The organism is Glutamicibacter sp. GQ173, assembly GCF_059759215.1.
Genome location: NZ_JCAXDT010000009.1, coordinates 172,413 through 193,615, shown reverse-complemented (window position 1 = coordinate 193,615; position 21,203 = coordinate 172,413). Strand labels below are relative to the sequence as shown.

22 protein-coding genes are annotated in these 21,203 nt (G+C 59.5%); 12 read left to right on the top strand and 10 right to left on the bottom strand.

All coding sequences use genetic code 11. The features are described 5' to 3' along the window. The first annotated feature begins 138 nt into the window (after window positions 1-138). Both AC6CHO_RS15135 and AC6CHO_RS15130 read left to right on the top strand, forming a co-directional pair. Complete coding sequence (locus tag AC6CHO_RS15135; RefSeq protein ID WP_498216171.1) at window positions 139-603, top strand: hypothetical protein; 465 nt, start codon at window positions 139-141, stop codon at window positions 601-603. Between the two features lie 40 nt (window positions 604-643). Beyond that, window positions 644-1,072, top strand: a complete 429-nt coding sequence (locus AC6CHO_RS15130) for a DUF4262 domain-containing protein (protein ID WP_498216169.1) — start codon at window positions 644-646, stop codon at window positions 1,070-1,072. 85 nt (window positions 1,073-1,157) lie between these two features. Here AC6CHO_RS15130 and AC6CHO_RS15125 read toward each other — a convergent pair whose 3' ends face one another. Continuing rightward, the gene (locus AC6CHO_RS15125; RefSeq protein ID WP_498216167.1) at window positions 1,158-2,633 is read right to left on the bottom strand and encodes an amino acid permease; all 1,476 of its coding nucleotides are present in this window, start codon (window positions 2,631-2,633) and stop codon (window positions 1,158-1,160) included. A gap of 204 nt (window positions 2,634-2,837) precedes the next feature. On the opposite strand from AC6CHO_RS15125, the gene AC6CHO_RS15120 reads away from it, so the two are divergent. Beyond that, a complete protein-coding gene (locus AC6CHO_RS15120) occupies window positions 2,838-3,683 on the top strand; it encodes an HpcH/HpaI aldolase/citrate lyase family protein (RefSeq protein WP_498216165.1) in 846 nt (281 codons plus the stop codon). 107 nt (window positions 3,684-3,790) lie between these two features. Here the strand turns inward: AC6CHO_RS15120 and AC6CHO_RS15115 are convergent, their stop codons facing one another. The 4 genes from AC6CHO_RS15115 to AC6CHO_RS15100 form a co-directional block, all read right to left on the bottom strand. Beyond that, window positions 3,791-5,266: an alanine/glycine:cation symporter family protein gene (locus AC6CHO_RS15115; RefSeq protein WP_498216163.1), complete on the bottom strand. Its 1,476-nt coding sequence runs from the start codon at window positions 5,264-5,266 to the stop codon at window positions 3,791-3,793. Between the two features lie 176 nt (window positions 5,267-5,442). After that, complete coding sequence (ykgO, locus tag AC6CHO_RS15110; protein WP_060702636.1) at window positions 5,443-5,565, bottom strand: type B 50S ribosomal protein L36; 123 nt, start codon at window positions 5,563-5,565, stop codon at window positions 5,443-5,445. A 1-nt stretch (window position 5,566) separates the two neighbouring features. Then, window positions 5,567-6,643, bottom strand: coding sequence for a GTP-binding protein (locus AC6CHO_RS15105; protein WP_498216161.1), 1,077 nt, complete (start codon window positions 6,641-6,643; stop codon window positions 5,567-5,569). A gap of 103 nt (window positions 6,644-6,746) precedes the next feature. Beyond that, window positions 6,747-7,604 carry a fumarylacetoacetate hydrolase family protein gene (locus AC6CHO_RS15100; protein ID WP_498216159.1) on the bottom strand — a complete coding sequence of 286 codons (858 nt, stop codon included), beginning with the start codon at window positions 7,602-7,604 and terminating at the stop codon, window positions 6,747-6,749. 215 nt (window positions 7,605-7,819) lie between these two features. Here AC6CHO_RS15100 and AC6CHO_RS15095 point away from each other — a divergent pair, with 215 nt between their 5' ends. From AC6CHO_RS15095 to AC6CHO_RS15075, 5 genes are all read left to right on the top strand, one after another. Beyond that, entirely contained in the window at window positions 7,820-8,461 is a 642-nt protein-coding gene (locus AC6CHO_RS15095) for an ABC transporter permease (RefSeq protein ID WP_498216157.1), read from the top strand. Between the two features lie 19 nt (window positions 8,462-8,480). Then, window positions 8,481-9,716 (top strand): betaine/proline/choline family ABC transporter ATP-binding protein, encoded by a 1,236-nt coding sequence (locus AC6CHO_RS15090; protein ID WP_498216155.1) that lies wholly within the window; start codon window positions 8,481-8,483, stop codon window positions 9,714-9,716. Next, window positions 9,713-10,441, top strand: coding sequence for an ABC transporter permease (locus AC6CHO_RS15085; RefSeq protein ID WP_498216153.1), 729 nt, complete (start codon window positions 9,713-9,715; stop codon window positions 10,439-10,441). Before AC6CHO_RS15090 ends, AC6CHO_RS15085 begins: the two co-directional genes overlap by 4 nt. After that, window positions 10,438-11,415 carry a glycine betaine ABC transporter substrate-binding protein gene (locus AC6CHO_RS15080; protein ID WP_498216151.1) on the top strand — a complete coding sequence of 326 codons (978 nt, stop codon included), beginning with the start codon at window positions 10,438-10,440 and terminating at the stop codon, window positions 11,413-11,415. The genes AC6CHO_RS15085 and AC6CHO_RS15080 overlap by 4 nt, the downstream gene beginning before the upstream one ends. A 368-nt stretch (window positions 11,416-11,783) precedes the next feature. Next, window positions 11,784-12,332, top strand: a complete 549-nt coding sequence (locus tag AC6CHO_RS15075; RefSeq protein ID WP_498216150.1) for a YceI family protein — start codon at window positions 11,784-11,786, stop codon at window positions 12,330-12,332. 113 nt (window positions 12,333-12,445) lie between these two features. Here the strand turns inward: AC6CHO_RS15075 and AC6CHO_RS15070 are convergent, their stop codons facing one another. After that, window positions 12,446-12,898 (bottom strand): hypothetical protein, encoded by a 453-nt coding sequence (locus tag AC6CHO_RS15070; RefSeq protein WP_498216148.1) that lies wholly within the window; start codon window positions 12,896-12,898, stop codon window positions 12,446-12,448. A gap of 194 nt (window positions 12,899-13,092) precedes the next feature. Here AC6CHO_RS15070 and AC6CHO_RS15065 point away from each other — a divergent pair, with 194 nt between their 5' ends. Beyond that, a complete protein-coding gene (locus AC6CHO_RS15065) occupies window positions 13,093-13,746 on the top strand; it encodes a LysE family translocator (protein ID WP_498216147.1) in 654 nt (217 codons plus the stop codon). A 68-nt stretch (window positions 13,747-13,814) separates the two neighbouring features. On the opposite strand, the gene AC6CHO_RS15060 is transcribed toward AC6CHO_RS15065, so the two are convergent. Next, window positions 13,815-14,984, bottom strand: a complete 1,170-nt coding sequence (locus AC6CHO_RS15060; protein ID WP_498216145.1) for an MFS transporter — start codon at window positions 14,982-14,984, stop codon at window positions 13,815-13,817. Between the two features lie 374 nt (window positions 14,985-15,358). Between AC6CHO_RS15060 and AC6CHO_RS15055 the strand changes: the two genes are divergently transcribed. Next, window positions 15,359-15,652, top strand: coding sequence for a YncE family protein (locus AC6CHO_RS15055; protein WP_498216143.1), 294 nt, complete (start codon window positions 15,359-15,361; stop codon window positions 15,650-15,652). An 80-nt stretch (window positions 15,653-15,732) separates the two neighbouring features. Here the strand turns inward: AC6CHO_RS15055 and AC6CHO_RS15050 are convergent, their stop codons facing one another. From AC6CHO_RS15050 to AC6CHO_RS15040, 3 genes are read right to left on the bottom strand one after another with little or no spacing between them, the layout of a single operon-like run. After that, a complete protein-coding gene (locus tag AC6CHO_RS15050) occupies window positions 15,733-16,365 on the bottom strand; it encodes a LutC/YkgG family protein (RefSeq protein WP_498216141.1) in 633 nt (210 codons plus the stop codon). Continuing rightward, window positions 16,362-17,813 carry a LutB/LldF family L-lactate oxidation iron-sulfur protein gene (locus AC6CHO_RS15045; RefSeq protein WP_498216232.1) on the bottom strand — a complete coding sequence of 484 codons (1,452 nt, stop codon included), beginning with the start codon at window positions 17,811-17,813 and terminating at the stop codon, window positions 16,362-16,364. Before AC6CHO_RS15045 ends, AC6CHO_RS15050 begins: the two co-directional genes overlap by 4 nt. Window positions 17,814-17,830: 17 nt before the next feature. Continuing rightward, window positions 17,831-18,595, bottom strand: coding sequence for a (Fe-S)-binding protein (locus tag AC6CHO_RS15040; RefSeq protein WP_498216139.1), 765 nt, complete (start codon window positions 18,593-18,595; stop codon window positions 17,831-17,833). A gap of 148 nt (window positions 18,596-18,743) precedes the next feature. Between AC6CHO_RS15040 and AC6CHO_RS15035 the strand changes: the two genes are divergently transcribed. Together AC6CHO_RS15035 and AC6CHO_RS15030 are read left to right on the top strand one after the other, a co-directional pair. Beyond that, window positions 18,744-20,420, top strand: a complete 1,677-nt coding sequence (locus tag AC6CHO_RS15035) for an L-lactate permease (RefSeq protein ID WP_498216137.1) — start codon at window positions 18,744-18,746, stop codon at window positions 20,418-20,420. A gap of 26 nt (window positions 20,421-20,446) precedes the next feature. Then, on the top strand, window positions 20,447-21,154 hold the full coding sequence (locus AC6CHO_RS15030) for a FadR/GntR family transcriptional regulator (RefSeq protein WP_498216135.1): 708 nt from the start codon (window positions 20,447-20,449) through the stop codon (window positions 21,152-21,154). Window positions 21,155-21,203: the final 49 nt, after the last annotated feature.

The window sequence follows — 21,203 nt, the reverse complement described above, 5'->3', positions numbered from 1 at the left end:
CACTGAACGCGCTGCCTGCAACCAATTGTGGTTGCAGGCGGCGCGTTCTTTGTTTTCCACACTTCGCTGAATCCGAGACTCCGATGAGTTGATTTGCCGTGAGACTAGCCCATAGCAAAGCATCCTAGGAGGAATGCCGTGGAAGACTTCGAGAACATGGAGTTCTGGATCAAGTGGACTCTATCTGCTGAGGATCGAATTGCTCTGAGCCTCAACGCTGAAATCGAGCAAAATGGCTATGCTCTGACCGCTTTTCGCTTGCCGCACTCCCAGCGAGTCATCGGGACAACGCTGGGATTGAGCTGGCTGGGCCATCCTGAAATTGCCAGCACGACCGGCACGGTGGAAGAGGTGCTCGCGCTCTTGCGGCACTTGGCGGAACAGGTGACCGCCCATCAGCAGTCCTTCGACATAGGGCGGGGTGAAACGCCCTTTTTCAAGGAACTGAATTTCCGCGAATTGGACTTGGACCTGAACTTTTTGGGCTTTTTCGATCAGGCGCTTCAGGGCCTGGATCCGGAATGGATCCTTTGCGAGGCACCGGTGAACGTGGGTTCGATAAATGCCAATGAGCAAGACCAGGATTTCCGCAGCGCCGCCTAGCGGCTTTCGGCAGTCGCGGGCCAGGGAGAGGAGACGGACCATGTGCGATATCTGTGACGGGATGAGCATCGAAGAAGCCGATGCGAGAACCGATCAATGCATCCGGGACTACGGGCGGCAGGTGCTGTTCGTGGAGCCTGGCCGATATGACCAGCCCTTCGCGTACACCATCGGGCTAAGCCTCGTAGGACATCCGGAATTCCTGGTTCGGGGGTTGGACAACCAGGAAAGCGTGCAAATGCTGAACGGGCTCTCCGGAGCAGTGCTGGAGCACAACGAAGTGTTTGCCCATGGGCATACATGCCGCTGGGATGAGGATACGATCTTGCATTTCGCGAAGATCTCATCCCGGATTGGCCACGAGGCACCGTGGGCCTACAGCCGCTACGGCGAGAGCATGAGCTTGCTGGAAGTACTTTTTCTTGGCAGGGACCTTCCCTACAGCTGCCTGTCGCGGCGCATTAACTGAAGAGCCGGCCGGGGTGCAGAAAACCGGGGCGATCTTCATATTGATGGATCGCCCCGGTTTGCCGGCGTACAGATGCAGGCAGCTCTTAGCCCTGCTTGGAAGCCAGGTAGGCAGCCGCCTCGCGCTTCTCTTCGGCTACACGTGCCTCATGCGCTTGGCGCAGCTTGTGGTGCTGGGGATTGTTGCGCAGCAACAGGTATCCAATGCCTACAATGACAAACCAGATAGGCGTCGCGATCAAGCCCGCCAAGGTGTCTGCATCGCGGGTGAATGCCCAAAGCAGGAACATGAAGAACGCCATCACCACGTACGGCATGAAGGTGCCGCCAGGCATTTTGAACACCGACTGATCGTGCGCTTCTGGGCGTCGCTTGCGATACACCAGGTAGCTCACCAGAATGATCGTCCAGACGAACATGAAGCACAGCGAGGAAATCGTCGTAACAATCGAGAATCCGGTCGACTTATCCAGACCAAAAATCAGCAGGACAATCGAGCTGAGCAACACCACTCCGGAGAGGAATAGCGCGTTGCGGGGAACCTGTCGGCTCGTGAGCTTGCTGAAGATTTTCGGCGCATTGCCCTCGGTGGACAGTCCGAAGATCATGCGCGAAGTCGAGTAGATTCCCGAATTTGCCGACGAGGTGGCTGACGTGAGCACAACCGCGTTGACCAGATGGGCAGCGGCTCCCAAGCCGGCGAGCGAGAACAGCATCACGAACGGCGATTCGTCAGCAGTGAAGCGATTCCATGGAACGACGGCCATCAAGATGGCCAGCGAGCCGACATAGAACAACAGGATGCGGACCGGGATGGCGTTGATGGCCTTCGGCAGGTTGTGCTCCGGGTTCTTGGTTTCGGCAGCAGCCGTGCCCACGAGCTCGATGCCGACAAAGGCGAATACGGCAATTTGGAAGCCCATGACAAAGCCCATGACTCCGCCGCCAAAGAACCCGCCCTCGACGTTGAACAAGTTCAGGAACGACGCCTGGGCGCCGTCATGTTCGAAGCCGGTGAAAATCAGGATCAGCCCAATGACAATCAAGAGCACGATAGCGACGATCTTGATCAGCGCGAACCAGAACTCGGTCTCGCCAAATCCGCGCACTGACGGGAGATTAAGCAGGACCAGCAGCACAATGACGGCCAAGGCCGGAATCCACAGCGGGATGAGCGGCAGCCAATAGGTGACATACACCGAGGCGATGACGATGACATCGGCAACGCCGGTCACGATCCAGCAGAACCAGTAAGTCCAGCCGGTAAAGAAGGAGGCCCAGGGGCCAAGGATATCCCCGGCAAAATCGGAGAAGTTGCGGTAATCGGTACGGCTAAGCAGCAATTCGCCCATAGCTCGCATCACGAAGTAGAGCATGAATCCGATGACCATGTAGACCAGGATGACCGATGGTCCTGCAACAGAGATGGTTTTTCCCGAGCCCATGAACAGGCCAGTGCCAATGGCACCGCCGATGGCTAGGAGCTGGATATGTCGATTGGACAATGCCCTTTTCAGCTTGGGTCCAGTCTCTGCGGGGGCAATTGATTCTTTTGTTTCCACGCAGGTCCTTTGTCGTGCGGCTTCCACTGAAGCGTAAAACTCGATGGTGAACGGTCACAAAAGACCGCCGTCGTGTGACATTACCGGAAATGCGCCGACAACTTGTAATTGCTCTCACACTGGGAGTCAATTCCAGCCGATTTGAGGCAAATAGTGTACATGCCTAGTGGAAGCACCATGGCACGAGTGAGTAGTCTGGGAACTATGGCATTTCGAAATCGTCGAGCAGCGGCTCTCCCAGCAAAACTGTCCCGTTCCTGGCTTTTGGTGAACGCAGCAAAAGAGGAGGATTTCGCTCCGGCTCTTGCCTGTGAAGCGGACTCGGTCATCTTCGATATGGAAGCTGCCGTTCCGGATGACAAGAAGCTTCAAGCCCGCGACAATGTCGTCCGCGCGCTGTCCAATGGCATGACCGCATGGGTGCGTGTTAATGGAATTGATACCGACTTCTGGGCTGACGATCTCGCAGCTCTGTCCGAGGCTCCGGGCCTTCGCGGAATCATGCTCGCCATGACCGAGCAGCCAGAGCAGGTGACCTACAGCGCCATGCGCCTGCGCGCAGGTACTCCGGTCCTTGCCTTGATTGAAACCGCACTGGGCATCGAGAATGCGACGTCCATCGCTTCAGCCCCGGGCACCTTCCGCCTGGCCTTCGGTGTCAACGACTTCCGCAAGGACACCGGTGTCTCCGACGACCCGCTGGCCTTGGCCTATGCCCGGGGCAAGCTGGTCATCGCATCCCGCGTCGGAAAGCTGCCCGGCGCCATTGACGGCCCGCCGCCAGCAGGTTCCGATGCTGCCAAGGTCACCGAGGAAACCCGGGTCACCGCATCCATGGGCATGACCGGCAAGCTCTCGCTCTCACCAGATCACGTTGATGGCATCAATGCCGCCCTGGCTCCCAGCGAGGACGAGCTGTCCTGGGCAATGGAACTGCTCGAAGCCCACGCAGCTGGCGCCTCGGTGGGCGATGGCTCGTACTTGCCGCGCCTGGCCCGTGCACAGAAGATCGCGGATTTGGCAGACTCCTACGGCCTGTGGAACGCGTAGCCGCAGCGCGGTAGATACCGCACTGCGCTGAACATAGAAATCATCCCAGCGAAACCCTGAATCAAGGGTCTCGCTGGGATGATTTTTATGAGGGGTGCGCTGAAGTCCTAGCGCCTGTGGGACGAACCCACGACATCGCCGGACTTCCATTCGCTCCAGCCATCGCGGTCTCTCATGAAGTCCTCGATCTGGGCCTTGCCGGCTTCCAGCTGGGGATCGTTCTTCAGGTACCAGCGTGTTTCGCGGGCGATCAGGCCGGACATGATCAGCAAGCCGATCAGGTTCGGTAGGGCCATCAAGCCATTCATCATGTCGGAGAAGTTCCATACGGCGGTCAGCTCGGTGGTGCAACCTACGTACACGATCAGCGAGAACAGCACGCGGAACGGCATGACTGCCTTGCGGCCGATCAGGCGCTCGATATTGCGTTCACCGTAGTAGCACCAGCCCAGGATGGTCGAGAAGGCGAACATCACCAGTCCGATGGTGACAATCCAGTGGCCCCACTGGCCGGGCAGGCCGTGGGTGAAGGCTTCGCCGGTCATCAGCGCGGCCGAAACCTGCTCGCCGGTGGCTTCATCAATCTTGTTCCATGTGCCGGTGGTGATGATGACCAGGCCGGTGCAGGTAACAACGATGATGGTGTCGATGAAGGTCTGGGTCATCGATACCAGGCCCTGGCGAACCGGGTGGGTGGTCCGCGCTGCGGCCGCTGCGATAGCTGCCGAGCCCATGCCGGATTCATTGGAGAAAATACCGCGAGCCACACCGTACTGAACGGCGATGATAATGGCCGAGCCGGTGAATCCGCCAACTGCCGAGGTGCCGGTGAAGGCATCGGAGAAGATCTCGGCGAAGGCTGCCGGAATGCCAGCAACGTTGGAGACCAGGATGAAGATCGAAGCTGCAACGTAGAAAACGATCATGACTGGCACGAAGCCTGCGGTGACCTTGCCGATGGACTTGATGCCGCCAACAAGCACGGCCAAGGACAGGACGGTCAAGACGAGGCCGGTAACCCAAGGCGTGACCCCGAAGGAGTTGTCCAGGTTGGCCGCGATGGAATTGCCCTGGGTCATGTTTCCGATGCCGAAGCTGGCCAGGGTGGCGGCGATGGCAAAGAACAGGGCAAGGAACTTGCCCAGCGGGCCGCGGATACCGCGTTGCAGGTAGTACTGCGGGCCGCCGGATTTTTCGCCGGCCGCGTCGGTGCCGCGATACCGGACTCCGAGGAATGCTTCAGAATACTTCGAAGCCATGCCCAGCAGGCCGGTTACCCACATCCAGAACAGGGCGCCGGGGCCGCCGATGCCAATAGCGGTGGCAACACCGACAATGTTGCCTGTTCCCACGGTGGCAGCCAGTGCAGTGGTTAGGGCCTGGAACTGGGAGACGTCGCCTTCAGCGCCGTCGTCCTTGCGCTTGAGCAGCCCGAGGCGAAGGGAAGCTGCAAGTTTGACGAATTGCAGTCCGCCGAGCCTGATGGTCAGGTACAGGCCGGTGCCCAGCAATAGCGGAATGAGGCAAAAAGGCCCCCAAATAAATGAGGAAATATCTCCGAAGAGTGTTCCCAGCGCTTCCATAAGCTCAACAATCCTTTGCGCGAGTGGGTGATGACACGAAAGCCCAAGCTTTCATAGCTCACATCCTAGGCCAGAGTGCGACCCATGTCACTGAATGCGCAGGTGAGTGGCGTGAATCACGCGTTGGGCGGTCCTCCTGCCAGCAAGTTGCACGGACTTGCTGGCAGGACAAGCCGCTATCCTTGGCGGGCCTTGAGCCGAGGATTTTTCTTGTTGATGACAAAGACGCGTCCGCGGCGGCGGACAACTTGGGAACCTGGCTCGTTTTTCAGCGAGCGCAGTGAGTTGCGAACCTTCATTTCATTCACCTCCTTGCAGATCAGGGTTGTTGGCCGGAGCAGGAGCAGTTGCCAGCAGGTCTTGGAGCTCGTCCTCGGTGACTTGGCAGTTCTCGAAGATCTTGGAGATCTGTCCGGCTTCATGTTCCGAGCCATAGAGCATCAGTTCAGAGGCGGCAATTTCTGTCGACCATGAACCTGTATTTTCCATCCAGATGCGTGGCCCGGCGCCGCCAATAGCCACTCGCTCACTGAGCGCGCTGGCCACCCAAAGCCGGCCCCGAAGGCAAGTGCAGGACGCGGCAAGCTCGGAGAGCGCTTCGCGGAATCGCTGCGGGTGCAACGGGCGTTCAGCGTGCAAGTGAAGGGGAGTCCGGCCAGAAGGGGCGAGGTGGCGGGCCATCGGAACGTGGCCTGCCCGGGTTCGCCATTGGACGGCCTCGTAGCTGAAGGAGCCGAGTTCGCTGCCATGGCGGCACAACGCGGCATGCGGGGCCAGATGCTGGGCAAGCTCTAACCCTGCGATGAAGTCTTTTCCGCCATCGCGGCGGGGGCTGTCCGGTGCTTCAAGAAGCTGAGTCTGCATCCCCTCCACCGGAACCAGGGTGTCAGCTTGCATGAGCTCGGTGAAGAAATACTCCCCGGGGGTCCGCTGGTCTTGCTGCATGGAGCTGAAACCCGATTCCCAGAGCGTGTGCCGATCCCACATCTGGTCTTCAAGTTCGACCGGATCCAAAGACAGGACATTGCTGCCCACGCTGATGCCTGCCAGCTCCAGCTTTTCGGCAAGGGTTTCAAGCACGGATCCGCTGTGCCAAGTTGCTGGCAGTCCCAGGAGCATTGTGGCGTCGGCATGTCGTGGTGCCAGCCGCTGGATGGCAGGGAAAATCTCGTATTTGACCGCGCAGCCGATGCACGGATGCTCGAGAACTGCCTCGCCGTATTCTGCGGAGGCATTTCCTGAGACGGTGCGCACCAGGCGGTTGCCTTCGACGAAGTCGTAGGAAAGCACCACGGCCTGCGGATGGTGGCCCAGCAGGTGTTTAAGCCCTGCATCACGGCAGGAAGTGTCGAGGGAAGAGAGAACTATGACTTTCACACCATTCAGCTTATATGAGAATCGTTCTCAATAACAAGCGTAGAGGCGATCGCAAGGCAAAGGGCCCACCGGACCAACCGGCAGACCCATTGCAGCTAAATGGCTAGTTCTGTGGTGCGTGGAACGTTGTCCGGGCCATTCCAAGACCCTCAATCCGGGTCTCCAGCACATCGCCGTGCTTGAGCCACGGGTGACGCCCATTTTCGTCGCGTCGTCCCAGGGCTACACCTGCAGGGGTGCCGGTCAGAATGACATCACCGGGCTGCAGCTCGTTGAAGGTCGAGAGGTAGGAGACCAGCTCGCTCGCGGAGAAGATCAAATCGTCGATCCGGGCCTCCTGGACTACCATGCCGTTGACGGAACTGGTGATTTTTGCTGCTGGATCCAATTCGTCCGGAGTCACCAGCCACGGACCAAGGGGTGTGGAACGATCCCAGATCTTTCCCTGCAACCACTCCTGCGTGCGCCCCTGGTATCCGCGCATGGAAACGTCGCTGGAAACGGCATAGCCGGCAATATGTTCCGGGGCGGACTCCTCGCTGATTCGGCGGCCCGGTGCACCGATGATGATGGCCAATTCGGCCTCATAATCAACTCGATGGTCTTCTACCGGGATCTCCACCGCGTCGTTGGCACCGCAGAGCGATGAGGCAAACTTGGCAAATACGGTGGGGTACTTGGGCAATTCCTCGCCGACCTCTGCCGCATGCGACTTGTAGTTCAAGCCGATGCAATAGATCTTCGACGGCTGGGGAATCAAGGGGGCGTAGTCGGCTTCGCCCTCTGCAATGGACTCGCCGACTAGCGCGCGGGCGATGACTTCCTGCTGGGTTTCGGGATCGAGCCGAAGGAAACGCTGCACGGTGTCTAGATTGTCCAGATAGTAGGCCCTGCCATCGTCGATGAGAGCTGCCGTGGTATGGCCGGGTTCGCTGGCGAGGCGGAGCGTAGCAAGTTTCATGTTCCTATCTCACTACATTTCGGGTCGAATTCACACCCTGTTTCAGCTCCCCACAAGGATTGTTGTGCCCAGTAAATCATGGTGCGGGACGCCCTGCCCCGCCCCAATAATCTTGGTGACCTGAGTTACCCCCGGTAAGCTCTAGGCATGAACGGGGCAGTCTTGCTGCCCCGAGATCGATCTGGATACGTAACTAAAGTGAAGTAGGTTTTAATGTGGGTGACTATTTTGGCGAGCGATATCGCCATATTTTCTTCGCCTCGTGGCAGCACTTTTCGCTGGTAGCTCAGTGCCTGATCCTGGCAACTATCATTGCTGTTCTTATTGCCGTACTGGTGTACCGCAATAAGCCCCTTTCCGGCATCGCCAACTCCGTCAGCGCCATCGGGCTGACCATCCCGTCCTTCGCGTTGATCGGCTTGCTGATTGTTCCCTTTGGCTTTGGTGTTGCACCAGCGGTGATCGTGGTGACATTCTTCGCGGCACTGCCAATTCTGCGCAATGCCATCGTGGGCCTGAATAATATCGAACCGTCCATCGTCGAATCCGCCAAGGGCATCGGAATGAGCCGGCTCAAAACCCTCATCGCCGTGGAACTGCCCATCGCCTGGCCCGTCATCCTGACCGGCGTGCGAGTTTCGGCCCAAATGGTCATGGGCGTAGCCGCGGTCGTCTCCTATGCGCTGGGCCCGGGCCTCGGTGGCTTCATTTTCCAGGGCCTTTCCCGCCTTGGCGGAGCCAACTCCCTGGAATCTGTCGTGACCGGCGTGGCCGGCGTCGTGATTCTTGCGCTCATTCTTGACTTGATTTTGCTCGGCATCGGCCGACTGACTACCCCGCGAGGTATCCGTGTCTGAAAATAAGAATTCCGAAACCATGACCGCACAGGATGTCACTGGCGCGTCGATCATGCTCGAAGAAGTGACCAAGACGTACCCCGGGCAGAAGAAATCCGCAGTTGGCGGCCTCACTTTGGAAATCCCCGCCGGATCCATCGTGATGTTCGTTGGCCCGTCGGGCTGCGGCAAGACGACGACCCTGAAAATGATCAACCGGCTGATCGAGCCTACCAGCGGAAAAATTGTGATCAACGGTGAAGACGTCACCGGCATGAATGGCGACGAGCTGCGCCGGCGTATTGGCTACGTCATCCAGGCTGGCGGGCTCTTCCCGCATATGACCGTGGCAACCAATATCGCCATGGTTCCCAAGATGCTGGGGTGGTCCAAGGAAAAGATCGCGGCACGTGTCGATGAGCTGCTGGAGCTGGTATCACTGGATCCCGAGCTGTACCGGGACCGCTTCCCGAAGGAGCTTTCCGGTGGCCAGCAGCAGCGCGTTGGAGTGGCCCGTGCCTTGGCGGCTGACCCTCCGGTTTTGCTCATGGACGAGCCCTTCGGCGCGGTTGATCCGATCACCCGCCAGCGCTTGCAAGATGAGCTGCTCAACATCCAGTCCGAGGTCCAGAAGACCATTGTCTGCGTCACCCACGACTTTGACGAAGCGGTGAAGCTGGGGGACTGGATCGCCATCTTCAACGAAGGCGCGCAGCTGGAGCAATACGATTCTCCCGAAAGGATCCTGGCCAATCCGGCCAGCGAATTCGTGGAGAACTTCATTGGCTCCGGCGCAGGTTTGAAGCAGCTGACGCTGACCCGGGTCAACGAGGTGGACCTGGAAGAAGCGATCACGACATCGCCGGGCAAGCGGGCTTCCGATGTGCTCTCGCAAGTGCAAGGCGCTGGCCGCAAGTACGCCGTGGTCTTGGATTCACGCGGGCGTCCCTTGCGCCGGTTGGATCGACGGCAGCTCTCGCGTGCGGAGATCATCGACGGCACCTTTGACCAGAGCCTTCCGGTCGTTGGCGAGCAGGCAACGCTCAACGATGCCCTGGACACGATGCTGGTGGCCAGTTCCGAATCGGCGCTGGTCACCGGCCGGCGCGACGTGCTGCTGGGCACCATCACCGTCCAGACGGTGATGGAAGCGATCGCAGCGGCCAATGGCGCCCAAGACGGGGACCGCTCGGCACCGGTCGGGTTGAATTCTGGAGCTATCAACATCGTGGACATCGATAGCGGGGCCGCCAATCCGGATGGTGAACCTGTATGAGCGCAGAAAAACGAACTCTTATATGGCAAATCGTGGCCATCGCCGCGGCTTTCGCGGTGCTCATGGCGTGGCTGCTGACCGCTGACCTGACCGAGACCGAACGCCAGACATTGGATCCGGCCACGATCTGGGGGTACACCCTGGAGCACCTGAAGCTGACGGTGACTTCCACGGTGATCGTCCTGATCATCGCCATTCCCCTGGGCATTGTGCTGACCCGTCCGGGCTTGCGCCGTGCGGCGCCGGTCGTGCGGGCCATTGCCAACTTCGGCCAGGCAGCTCCAGCAATTGGCGTTGTCGTGCTGTTGGCGTTCTGGCTTGGATTCGGCGCCAAGACCGCCATCGTCTCTTTGGTGATCTATGCCATTCTGCCGGTGCTGTCCAATACCATCGTGGGCTTGCAACAGGTAGACCAGCGCATCGTAGAGGCCGGGCGAGGCATTGGCATGAGCTTGATGGCAGTGCTGTTCAAGGTGGAGCTGCCCTTGGCCGTGCCCGTGATGCTTTCCGGCATTCGCACCGCGCTGGTTCTCCTGGTGGGTACTGCCACTTTGGCGACCTTCATCAACGGTGGCGGATTGGGCATCTTGATCACCACCGGGGTGAACCTCAACCTCAACGTCGTACTGATTACCGGTTCGCTTCTGGTTGCGCTGCTGGCCTTGACCATTGATTGGCTGGGACGCGTCGTCGAACAGGTTGCACGGCCGAAGGGACTGTCATGAAAAACGCAATGAAACTGTCCCTGGTCTCGATCGCTGCGGTGATCGGTTTAGCCGGTTGCGGCCTGAGCCCGTCAACGGGTACCGTCCCCGCGGTGGGGCCCGGGAAAATCCAGCCGGTCGCCGATGGACAGGAAAAGTCGAAGGTGACGGTGACTTCCAAGTCGTTCACCGAGCAGTTGCTCTTGGGCAAGATCACCGTGATCGCTCTGGAAGCCGCCGGCTACGACGTCACCGACTTGACCAACGTGCCAGGTTCTCAGCCAGCCCGGCAGCTATTGCTCTCCGGGGACGCTAGTGTGCTTTGGGAATACACCGGCACCGCTTGGCTGACCTATCTTGGCCATGAAGAACCGGTCGATGGGGAACAAGCACAATGGGAAGCGGTGAAAAATGACGACATTCCCAATGGCATCGACTGGGGCGACCCGGCACCACTGAATAACACCTATGCCATGGCAATGAATGAAGAGACGGCAAAACGCCTGGGGGTTACCAAGCTTTCAGAGCTGAAGGATGTGGATCCGAAGGATCTGACCTTCTGCGTCGACCCTGAATTCAATTCGCGCCGGGATGGCCTGACGCCAATGCTGGAGCACTATGGCATTGACCGCGGGGCTGAAGTTCCAGAGAGCAATATTGGCCTCTATGACGTTGGCGCTATCTATCAGGCAACAGCCGACGGTGCTTGCAACTTCGGCGAAGTGTTCACCACCGATGGCCGAATCAAGGCTTTGAACTTGACGGTATTGGAAGACGACAAGAAGTACTTCCCGAGCTACAATGCCGCTCCAGCTTTTAATGGCGAATTCTTGAAAGAGCATCCGGAAGTCGAAGGCATCATGGCTCAGATCGCTCCACTGCTCACCGATGAAGTCCTGATGGAACTGAACTACCAGGTGGATGTCGTTGGCCGCGAGCCAGCAGATGTTGCCTTTGAATGGATGGTTGATCAAGGGCTGGTTTCCAACCCTTGATATAGCGTTCGATAGTGGATGACCTCGCAAGCTGGGCTTCGACTTCTTTGGAAGTCGGGGTCCAGCTTTTGCCATTGAAGGTTCATCCCGGGTTGGTTTCCCCGGTTCCGCCGTGGTTGCAGAATGAATGAGCTAGGTTGCACCCAATTCGCCGGATTGAGTCAAAATCGATCGAGAGCGCAAGTAGTTCAAAAAGAATTTTGTAGCCTAAAGATTGAGGTCAACATGCGAATCCTGGTCTCATTCGTGCGCTCTGGGGAGATTTTTGAGAAAACTCATTGACGCTTCAACTTAATTGGTGCAATACTGGTGTCATCGAAACAAATTGAAACGTCAACTACTTGTTGGCGTAACGAAGGGATTTAGACATGACTGCAACTGCATTGACCGCTGGTACCTGGAACCTCGACGCATCGCACTCAGAGGTTGGCTTCTCGGTCCGCCACGCTGGCATCTCCAAGGTGCGCGGTAGCTTCACCGAATTCGATGCCACCCTGAACATCGCAGAAACCCTGGAAGCCTCCAGCGTTGAAGCCTCCGTTCAGATCAGCTCGGTCAACACCAAGGATGCAAACCGCGACGGCCACCTTAAGAGCGCTGACTTCTTCGACGCCGAGCAGTTCCCAACCATGACCTTCAAGTCGACCGGCCTCAAGGGCGGCGCCGACGAGTTCATCTTGGTTGGCGACCTGACCATCCGTGGCGTATCCAAGGAAGTTGAATTCGAAGTTGAGGTTGGCGGCCAGGCTGTCGACGCCTTCAGTGCTACCCGCGCTGGCTTCTTCGCCTCCACCACCATCTCCCGCAAGGAATTCGGTATCACCTGGAACGCAGCACTGGAAGCCGGTGGCGTTCTGGTCAGCGACAAGGTCAAGATCGAGCTCGATGCTTCTTTCGTACTGCCTGCCGCAGCCTAAATAGCTTCCCGAGAACCGCCATGGGGTTGGCGGTATGAGGGCCGATACCGGCAAAGCCTCCGAACCAGTTATGGTTCGGAGGCTTTTGTCGTTAAGCGGATTTTCTAGTGAGCCTAGAAGCCGTTGTCGTAGGTGTCGTAGGACATTTCTGGCGCGAAGATTGCCAGAGCCATCATGCCCACGAAGCCAAGAACCCAGAACAAGCCGATAATGGTGCCAATCCAGCCAGTCACCTTGCCCACGGTTGCCGCGGTATTAAATTCGCGCTCGGCCCGGTTGGCCTTGACGATTGCTATGGGACCCAAAATGACATTCAAGATAAAGATCGAAAGAATGCCAAGGATCATGGAGGTCTGGGCCAGCTGGCTTCCCTCGAACTGAGCCTGCGTTGGATATCCCGGATAGCCAGCCTGGTAAGGAGTCTGCTGGTATGGAGACTGCTGGTACTGGGACTGTTGATACTGCGACTGCTGGTATTGCCCTTGCTGCCCGAACCGCTGATTCTGGCCCTGGTTTGGCTGCCCCGCAGTGTATGGATTCTGCGGTTCGCCATTCGGAGTAGACATTGCCGCCTGCTTTCAAACTTGATGGTGAGTCTATTAAATCAATGCTTGGGTCAATTCTCGTACAAACTGGCGAAAATGTTCTGCTCGAGCCCCAGAAGCCCTTGTGGACAAGGGCGGCTGCCAACCGTGAAACTGGTTGATGCCATCGTCACCGTTTAGCCGATGAAGCCATTTCGTTTCTAAACTGGTGCATTATGACTTGGGCTTCGTTCTGCGCATACCTTGGCGTGTGCGTGATGGTGACACTTTCACCTGGACCAGATACTTTCCTCGTGCTGCGCTATTCGCTAGTGCGGCAGATGCACGGAATTATTGCAGCGCTGGGAATGATGGTCGCCATTTTCGCTTGGGCTACCTTGGCGGGAGCTGGCGCGGCTTCGGTAATTCAACGGTTTCCCATGGTCGAAACCATTATCGCCATTCTCGGCGGACTGTATCTGGCGTATCTGGGGCTCAGCGGCTTCCTGAAATCGCGAGCGGTTGCCAAGGCCGATAGCGCGATCGCTCGCACTGAAACTCGTGAGGGGCATCGTCGAGAGGTTCACTCATTGGGAAAGACCTTTGCCGCTGGCATGCTTTCTGCTGCATTAAATCCAAAGCTGGGCTTGCTGTTTCTCGCCATGATGCCAAGTTTCATCCCGAAAGATTCCAATACTTTCCTCTGGGGGATGGGGCTAGGTGCAATTTTCGCTTCCGTAGGCTTCAGCTACATGCTGATTTTGAGTACTGCTGCGTCCAAGGCAATGCACTGGTTCAAGCGACCAGAGATCGCTCTGCGTTTGGAGTGGGCGGCTTGTGCGGCGCTGTTCCTGATGGGTGCAGGCGTGATCATCAGCGCGTTCAAATAGGCTCCGCTCAAAGTGCAGTAAGGCGTTGCCCATTCAGAGGCCGTTTGTGCTGCCAAGTCGCGGACAGTTTAGTTGCCTGGGGTCTTCTTGCGCCATAGCGCATGGGTAATGGTCGCGAGAGCAGTTAACACGAGGCTGAAGACCAGGCCGTAGCCGAAAATCTGCGCGTAGCGTCCCTGTTCTGCGGTGGCGGCACTGACATAAGTGGCCACCGAGGCGCCGCCGAAAAGCGAAAATACGAAGAACGATACCGTGGTTGCCCGTGCATCCGGTGCGATGTCGGTGGCCCAGCCCTGCATCGAAGAGTGCATGATGGCATTCGTGGCCCCCAGGAGCAGGGCAGTGGCGGCATAGGAACCGGCTGAAGGCCAGAGCGCGGATGGCAGGAAAGCTCCACAGAGCAGCAATCCGCCGACACCGATAAGCCAGGTCCGCGAGAATCGCGCCAACAGCCGTCGCATTAGCCGGGCACCCAAAATTACTCCCACTGCAAAGCCGCACCCCAAGACGCCCGCTACTTCAATGGATGCACCCGAGCGCTGCAAGGCGGGTACAACGTAGGTCAGCAGGCCCATCAGCAGCGCGCCTTCCAGGAAGACGATGGTGTACAAGGCTAAATTCATTGGACGCAATGCCGCTGCAAGGCTAAAACTGCTGCGCGAGTGCTGTGGCTCTCGCAAACGACGCAAGGAATACAGCGCTGCGAGACTCCCTAGCGCTGGAAGCGCGAAGACCAGGCGCCAATCCAGATAGGTAGCGAGCGCTCCTGCCGAGAGCGTGGCCAAGGTGGTGCCCAAGGAAGAATAGATCTGAAGATCCGATAGCCCGCGTGCCCGTTCAACACCGTGGCGAGTGTCGCCGAGCAAGGTCAGGAGCGTCGGATAGAGCGCGCCGAACATCAGTCGGGTGAAGCTTCGTGCAATGAGCAAAGGTGCATATTCACTGAACATGACACTTGCCAGGGCGCCGGCCCCGGCACCAATGAGCGCTGAACGCAGGACGAGAAGTCGTCCGAAGCGATCGCTGGCTAGTCCCCACAGCGGTTGCCCGATGGCGTAGAACAACGAGTAGGCGGCGACAAGCTGAACCGCTTGGGAGAAGTCCAAAGACGTGCTCAGCGAGAGCGCCAGCAGCATCGGCGGAGTGCCGTAGCGGTCAAAAAACGAAAGGAATCCGATGAAGCGCAGGGCGGAATCGGGAACGGAGTGCGCCGGCACTGGTGGGTGCTGCTCAGCCATGGATGTCTTTCGGAAAATGCTTCAGCCTATCCACTCATGTAAGCAGACTCATCCCGAATGTGCTGTTATCGATGACGGCAGTACCCGGCGCATAGAGCAGGACTTGTGGGAGGTAGAGCGGGGCTGGGCCTTGAGCCAAACGCACGCGGCGATCTGATGGTTGCGCTGCACCTCCGTGGTTCCGCTGGACCTCCGATGCTGCACACCCCGGAATTACCCGAAACTGCCTTTGCCGCCGTCGCTGCTGGACGGTTGGTTCCGCACGCTGGCAGAGGCCGATGGGAAATTGCCGGAGCTTGAAACCCTTGAATCGCCGGCCTGCCACGGGGCATCTGCGGCCCTGGAAAATGGGTCCTTGTTGACCACCAATGGAGATGCCACTTCGCGCACCTGAAGACCTTGGCTCCCTGTCGGGCACCGGCGGCAAGATCCATGTTATTGACCCGGGCACCGGCAAGATCACCCGGGATCTCGATGCTATCGACGTGTGGGAAGGACCTGGCCAGTGGAAGGAAACCCACCCGTCCTTGCGGATCGACGGCAACACCGCCTACGTTAGCGAGCCAGCCAAGAAGTCGGTTTACGCCATCGACCTGGAGTCCGGCAAGAAGACCGCCTCCGTGCTCCTGGATGCCGAGCACAACGAAATGGCCGTGACTACCAAGTAGCGCCAGCCTGATGAAAACTTGTGGCCGGTTCCCCGGGCTTTTCCAGGTGGGGAACCGGCCATAATGCCATGCGCGAGTTGCTACAGGCCGCGAACCATCAGAACATCCAAGGTGCGCGGCCCGTGCACCCCTTCAACACGTTCCAGCTCGATGTCGCTGGTCGCCGAAGGGCCGGAGATCCAGGTCAGCGGCCGGGTGATGGACAGGCGCGGCATGGCCTCGGGCAGCAGTTGCACGATCGTGGAGATCGGCACAATGCACACGTGGTGATCGGGAACCAGCGAAATGGCGCGGCGCCCCTGGTCGGGCTGGCCATTAAGGATGATCGTTCCCGATTCGGCGACGGAAACCGCCGAAGAAGTCACCACGGCACTGGTGGCATCCAATTCGGCGACGCTCAACCGGGCGCCGGGGGCATCAACGCGCTGTTCCACGTTCTGGCCCAGCGCCGAAAGCCAGTTGGCATCCAGTCCCTGCGGGTAGACCACGCTGGAGGCATCCTTGAGCTTGGCGGCAACGAATTGCGGAATCTGCCCCGCCTCGATCACCTCAACGCCTGCCTTGTAGTCCACCAAGCGGTCCACCAGCAATTCGATGAGCTGCTCTTCGCCCAGCGTCGAGGCCGTGCGGTAGCCGCGGGGAACCTCTTCGGTCGCCGGGGTATCGGCCAGGGCCGAACGGATGCGGGAGAGGATTTCTTCTTTCGCGCTCACTTGGACTCCTTTTCGTCGCTCCACCAGTCGCGGAAGGACTTTTGCGGCGGGGCTGGAATGTCGCGGCTCTGGGTCCACCCGGCAGCGATGCCCGGCAGCTTCTTGATCTTCTTGTCCTTGCCCGCAGCCAGCCGGCCCAGCGGCAGCGCCTTTTCGAGCAGGCCAAGGTTCTTTCCTTTGCCCAAGGCCCAGGAGCCGCCCTTCATCAGCAGGTCCATCTGGGTTGGCAGCTTGTGCTTGGCGCGCTTGGCATCCACATCTTCGCCACGCAGGTGCACGAGGATTTCCGGGATGTTGATCTTCACCGGGCAAGCTTCATAGCAAGCCCCGCACAGCGAGGAGGCGTAGGGAAGGGAGCCGTTTTCCTCGACCTCGATGCCGGTGAGCAGCGGGGAGAGGATCGCGCCGATCGGGCCCGGGTAGGTGGAGCCGTAGGCATGGCCGCCGGTGCGCTCGTAGACCGGGCAGACGTTCATGCAGGCCGAGCAGCGAATGCAATTCAGCGCGGTGCGCCCGAAGCGGTCGGCCAGCGCGCGGGTGCGCCCGTTATCCAGCAGGACGATGTGCACGTTCTGCGGGCCATCGTCCTCGGTGACACCGGTCCACAAGGAGGTGTACGGGTTCATGCGCTCGCCGGTGGAGGAGCGGGGAAGCAGCTGCATGAAAACCTCGATGTCCTCCCAGTGCGGCAGAACCTTCTCGATGCCCATGACGGTGATCAGGGTTTCGGGCAGGGTCAGGCACATCCGGCCGTTGCCTTCGGATTCCACCACGCCCAGGGTGCCGGTATCGGCCAGGGCGAAGTTTGCTCCGGAGATCGCGACCTTGGCGGCCAGGAACTTCTTGCGCAGGTGGGAACGGGCCGCTTCGGCCAGCTTGGCCGGCTCATCGGTGAGGTTCGGATCCACGACCGGCATTTGGCTGAGGAAAATGTCGCGCACCTCGGTGCGGTTCTTGTGGATGGCAGGAACCAGGATGTGGCTTGGCTTGTCATGGCCCAGCTGGACGATCAGCTCGGCGAGGTCGGTTTCGAAGGCATCGATGCCCTCGGTTTCCAGGTGCTCGTTCAGGCCGATCTCCTGGGTGGCCATGGACTTGACCTTGACCACCTCTGTCGACCCGGTGGCCTTGACCAGATCGGTGACGATCCTGTTCGCTTCGCCAGCGTCGCGGGCCCAGTGGACCACGCCTCCGCGGGCGGTGAAGTTCTTCTCGAACTCTTCGAGCCGCTCTGCAAGGGTGGCCATGGAATTGTTCTTGATGGCGCTGCCGGCATCGCGCAGCGCCTCCCAGTCGGGAAGCTCACCCACGACCTTCAAGCGCTTGTCTCGGATGGTGTGGGTGGCATGGCGCAGGTTCTTGCGCATCTGGGTGTTGCCCAGCTCGCGGTGCGCCGCCTGGGGGAAGGGCTCGGTCTCGAACAGGTTGCCCTGTCCTCCGGCGGGCATGCCGAGGAATACCTGGGTCACAGTGACACCGTCTCTTCCATGGTGCTGGCCAGGATGTCGGCCAGGTGCAGGGTTTTCGGCTTGGCGCCGGTGCGCGAGAGGCCGCCGCCGATGTGCATCAGGCAGGAGGCATCCCCGCCGGAGCAGGCCGAGGCGCCGGTGGAGCAGATGTTCTTGACCTTGTCTTCGAGCATGGCCGAGGAGACGTCTGCGTTCTTGATCGAGAAGGTGCCGCCGAAACCGCAGCACTGGTCTGCTTCGGGAAGCTCGTTGACGGTGATGCCGCCGACGGTTTTGAGCAGATCCAGGTGGCGGTCGCCCAGGCCCAGCGAGCGCATGCCGTGGCAGGAGGGATGGTAGGTGATGGTTTCGGGGAAGTAGCTGCCCAGCTGCTCGGCCGCGTTGCTGATGCCCAGAACGTCCACCAGCAGCTGGGTCAGCTCATAGGTGCGGGCGCCAACAGCCTTGGCGCGGTTCTTCAATTCCGGTTTGCCCAGGCGCTGCGCCAGGTATGGGTGCTGGTGCTTGATGGACGCGACGCAGGAGCCGGAAGGGGCGACCGCGACGTCGTAGTCGTCGGTGTCGAAGGCATTGATGTGGTTTTCGACGACGGGCAGCGCTTCTGGCATATAGCCGGAATTCATGTGCATTTGCCCGCAGCAGGCTTGCGCCTTGGGGAAAATGACCTCGTGGCCCAAGCGTTCCAGGATTCTCACTGTCGACTTGGCCGTTTCCGGATACATGGCATCGACTATGCACGTGGCAAAGAGGGCGATTCGCATGATAAAAGACTCTTTCATGTGTGGTCTGACCATACTATGCGAAAAATTTTGCAATAGTCAAGACTTGTTGTGATGCCACTCACCCTTGTACCCTTGGTGGTCGGACCACATATGGTCAGACCAATACTCGAGCAAGGACGCCCACACCGTGTTTACTCCCTCTACTGAACCGATAGCAGGAAGTGTTGCGATCTCTGCGCTGATCGCGCTCATTCCTCTTGTCACCTTTTTTGTGCTGCTGGCAGTGATCAAGACCAAGGCCCACTGGGCCGGGTTGGGATCGCTGGCAGTAGCCATCATTGTCGCCATTCTCGGCTGGAAGATGCCGGTGGCCATGGCCCTGAACGCCGGGGCCATGGGCATGGTTTTTGGTGCCTTCCCGATCGTCTGGATCGTGGTGATGGCCATCTTCCTCTACCAGGTCACCGTCAAGTCCGGACGCTTTGAAGACCTGCGCCGCGTCTTCGACGTGATCGGCGGCGGAGACGTGCGCATCCAGGCCGTCTTGATTGCGTTCTGCTTCGGCGGGCTGCTCGAGGCGCTGGCTGGATTCGGCGCTCCGGTAGCCATTACCGCGACCATGCTTTTGGCCCTGGGCCTCTCGCCGCTGCGCGCGGCCTGCGCCGTGCTGATTGCCAATACCGCACCGGTAGCGTTTGGCGCAGTGGCCATCCCGATCACCACCGCAGGCGCGCTGACCGGCATCCCTGCCAAGGAAATCGGCGCCGTGGTCGGCCACCAGTCCCCGCTGTTGGCCTTGTTCGTTCCCACCATCCTGGTGCTGATCCTCGATGGCTGGCGCGGTGTGCGCCAGGTGCTGCCGGCTACGGTGACCATCGGCATTTCCTTCGGTATTGCCCAGTGGCTGTGCTCCACCTACTTCTCCTACGAACTCACCGACATCGTCGCTTCGCTGGTTGGCCTGGCCGCCGCCGTGATACTGCTGCGCTTCTGGACTCCCAAGGGCGCTGCCGAGGCCCGCAAACGCGTGCTGACCGCCGAAGCCGCCGCATTGCCGGTCGAGACCGGTACCAAGCTGGACAAGGCCAACACCTGGATGGCGCTGTTCCCTTACCTGCTGGTGATCCTGATCTTCGGCCTGGCCAAGCTGTGGAAGCTGGGCATTGATATCCCGGCATGGCTGGCGAGCACCGACATCAAGTTCGGGTGGCCCGGCCTGCACGGGCAGGTGGTGGATGCCAGCGGCAAGGCCGTTTCCTCGACCATGTACACCTTCTCCTGGCTGTCCTCGCCGGGCACCTTGCTGTTGATCACCGGCGTGATCGTGGCCTTCGTCTACTCGCGCAACACCGCCGGCGGCAAGTACGCGATGACCTTCAGCGAGGGCCTGTCCGAGGTCGGCAAGACCATCTACAGCATGCGCTTCGCCGCGCTGACCATCCTCTCGGTGCTCGGCCTGGCCTATGTGATGAACCTGTCTGGCCAGACCATCACCGTGGGAACCTGGCTGGCTGGCACCGGAGGGTTCTTCGCTTTCCTCTCGCCAATCCTCGGCTGGATCGGCACCGCGGTGACCGGTTCGGATACCTCGGCCAACGCGCTGTTCGCCAAGCTGCAGCAGACCGCCGGGGTGAATGCCGGAATCGATCCCAATTTGCTGGTGGCCGCCAATACCTCTGGTGGCGTGGTCGGCAAGCTGATTTCCCCGCAGAACCTGGCCATCGCCGCAACCAGCGTGAAGATGGAAGGCCAGGAGTCGGTGATCCTGAAGAAGGTCGCCGGATGGTCGGTGGGCATGCTGCTGGTGCTGTGCGCCCTGGTCTACCTGCAGTCCACCCCGGTGCTTTCATGGATGCTTCCATAGGGTGCTAAACAGCTAAAATAGTTCCGATGCCAATTAACCCAGCTCCGCGTGCGTACCAGATCGTGCTTCAGGCCATTGAGGAAGATCTGCGTACCGAGAAGTTGTCCGTGGGGGACCAGCTTCCCGGCGAACGTGCGCTCGCGGAGCAGCATGGGATTTCCCGCGCCTCGGTGCGCGATGCCATCCGCATCCTTGACGTGATGGGCATTATCAAGACCTCCACGGGCTCCGGACCCAACTCCGGGGCCGTGATCATCTCCAACCCCTCGGCCGGGATTTCCCAGGCGCTGCGCCTGCACCTGGCGGCCAAGGGCATCAACGTCCGCGAGATTGTCGAATCCCGCATCCTGCTGGAAACCTGGGCGGCCCAGATGACGCCGCGTGACCCCATCCATGCCCAGCAGGTCATTGACCGGACCGCGGTGCTGATCATGCGCATGGATGATGCGCAGCTCTCCCGCGAATCCTTCCACCGCATCGATGCCGAATTCCACGTTTTGCTTGCATCCATGGCGGGCAACGCGGTGGTCGAATCCATGATGGAATCCCTGCGCAACTCGATTAGCGAATATGTTGCCGCGTCGATCCCGGACGACGAATCCTGGCAACCGGTGGTCAAGGTGCTGCGCCGCCAGCACAAGGCCATCCACCATGCCTTTGCCACGGGGCAGCGCGAGCGCGCCGCCCAGCTGCTCGAAGAGCACATCACCTGGTTCTACTCGCAGACCCGGTAGATATAGAAGCAGAAGTAGAAGTAACAACATAATAAGTCGGACTTTATTG

Excerpts from the sequence above, each read along its gene's own strand:
- AC6CHO_RS15130 (WP_498216169.1), top strand. The coding sequence starts at position 644 with ATGTGCGATATCTGTGACGGGATGAGCATCGAAGAAGCCGATGCGAGA.
- AC6CHO_RS15120 (WP_498216165.1), top strand. The coding sequence starts at position 2,838 with ATGGCATTTCGAAATCGTCGAGCAGCGGCTCTCCCAGCAAAACTGTCC.
- AC6CHO_RS15115 (WP_498216163.1), bottom strand. The coding sequence starts at position 5,266 with ATGGAAGCGCTGGGAACACTCTTCGGAGATATTTCCTCATTTATTTGG.
- ykgO (WP_060702636.1), bottom strand. The coding sequence starts at position 5,565 with ATGAAGGTTCGCAACTCACTGCGCTCGCTGAAAAACGAGCCAGGTTCC.
- AC6CHO_RS15100 (WP_498216159.1), bottom strand. The coding sequence starts at position 7,604 with ATGAAACTTGCTACGCTCCGCCTCGCCAGCGAACCCGGCCATACCACG.
- AC6CHO_RS15090 (WP_498216155.1), top strand. The coding sequence starts at position 8,481 with ATGACCGCACAGGATGTCACTGGCGCGTCGATCATGCTCGAAGAAGTG.
- AC6CHO_RS15085 (WP_498216153.1), top strand. The coding sequence starts at position 9,713 with ATGAGCGCAGAAAAACGAACTCTTATATGGCAAATCGTGGCCATCGCC.
- AC6CHO_RS15080 (WP_498216151.1), top strand. The coding sequence starts at position 10,438 with ATGAAAAACGCAATGAAACTGTCCCTGGTCTCGATCGCTGCGGTGATC.
- AC6CHO_RS15075 (WP_498216150.1), top strand. The coding sequence starts at position 11,784 with ATGACTGCAACTGCATTGACCGCTGGTACCTGGAACCTCGACGCATCG.
- AC6CHO_RS15070 (WP_498216148.1), bottom strand. The coding sequence starts at position 12,898 with ATGTCTACTCCGAATGGCGAACCGCAGAATCCATACACTGCGGGGCAG.
- AC6CHO_RS15065 (WP_498216147.1), top strand. The coding sequence starts at position 13,093 with ATGACTTGGGCTTCGTTCTGCGCATACCTTGGCGTGTGCGTGATGGTG.
- AC6CHO_RS15060 (WP_498216145.1), bottom strand. The coding sequence starts at position 14,984 with ATGGCTGAGCAGCACCCACCAGTGCCGGCGCACTCCGTTCCCGATTCC.
- AC6CHO_RS15055 (WP_498216143.1), top strand. The coding sequence starts at position 15,359 with ATGCCACTTCGCGCACCTGAAGACCTTGGCTCCCTGTCGGGCACCGGC.
- AC6CHO_RS15045 (WP_498216232.1), bottom strand. The coding sequence starts at position 17,813 with ATGCCCGCCGGAGGACAGGGCAACCTGTTCGAGACCGAGCCCTTCCCC.
- AC6CHO_RS15040 (WP_498216139.1), bottom strand. The coding sequence starts at position 18,595 with ATGCGAATCGCCCTCTTTGCCACGTGCATAGTCGATGCCATGTATCCG.
- AC6CHO_RS15030 (WP_498216135.1), top strand. The coding sequence starts at position 20,447 with ATGCCAATTAACCCAGCTCCGCGTGCGTACCAGATCGTGCTTCAGGCC.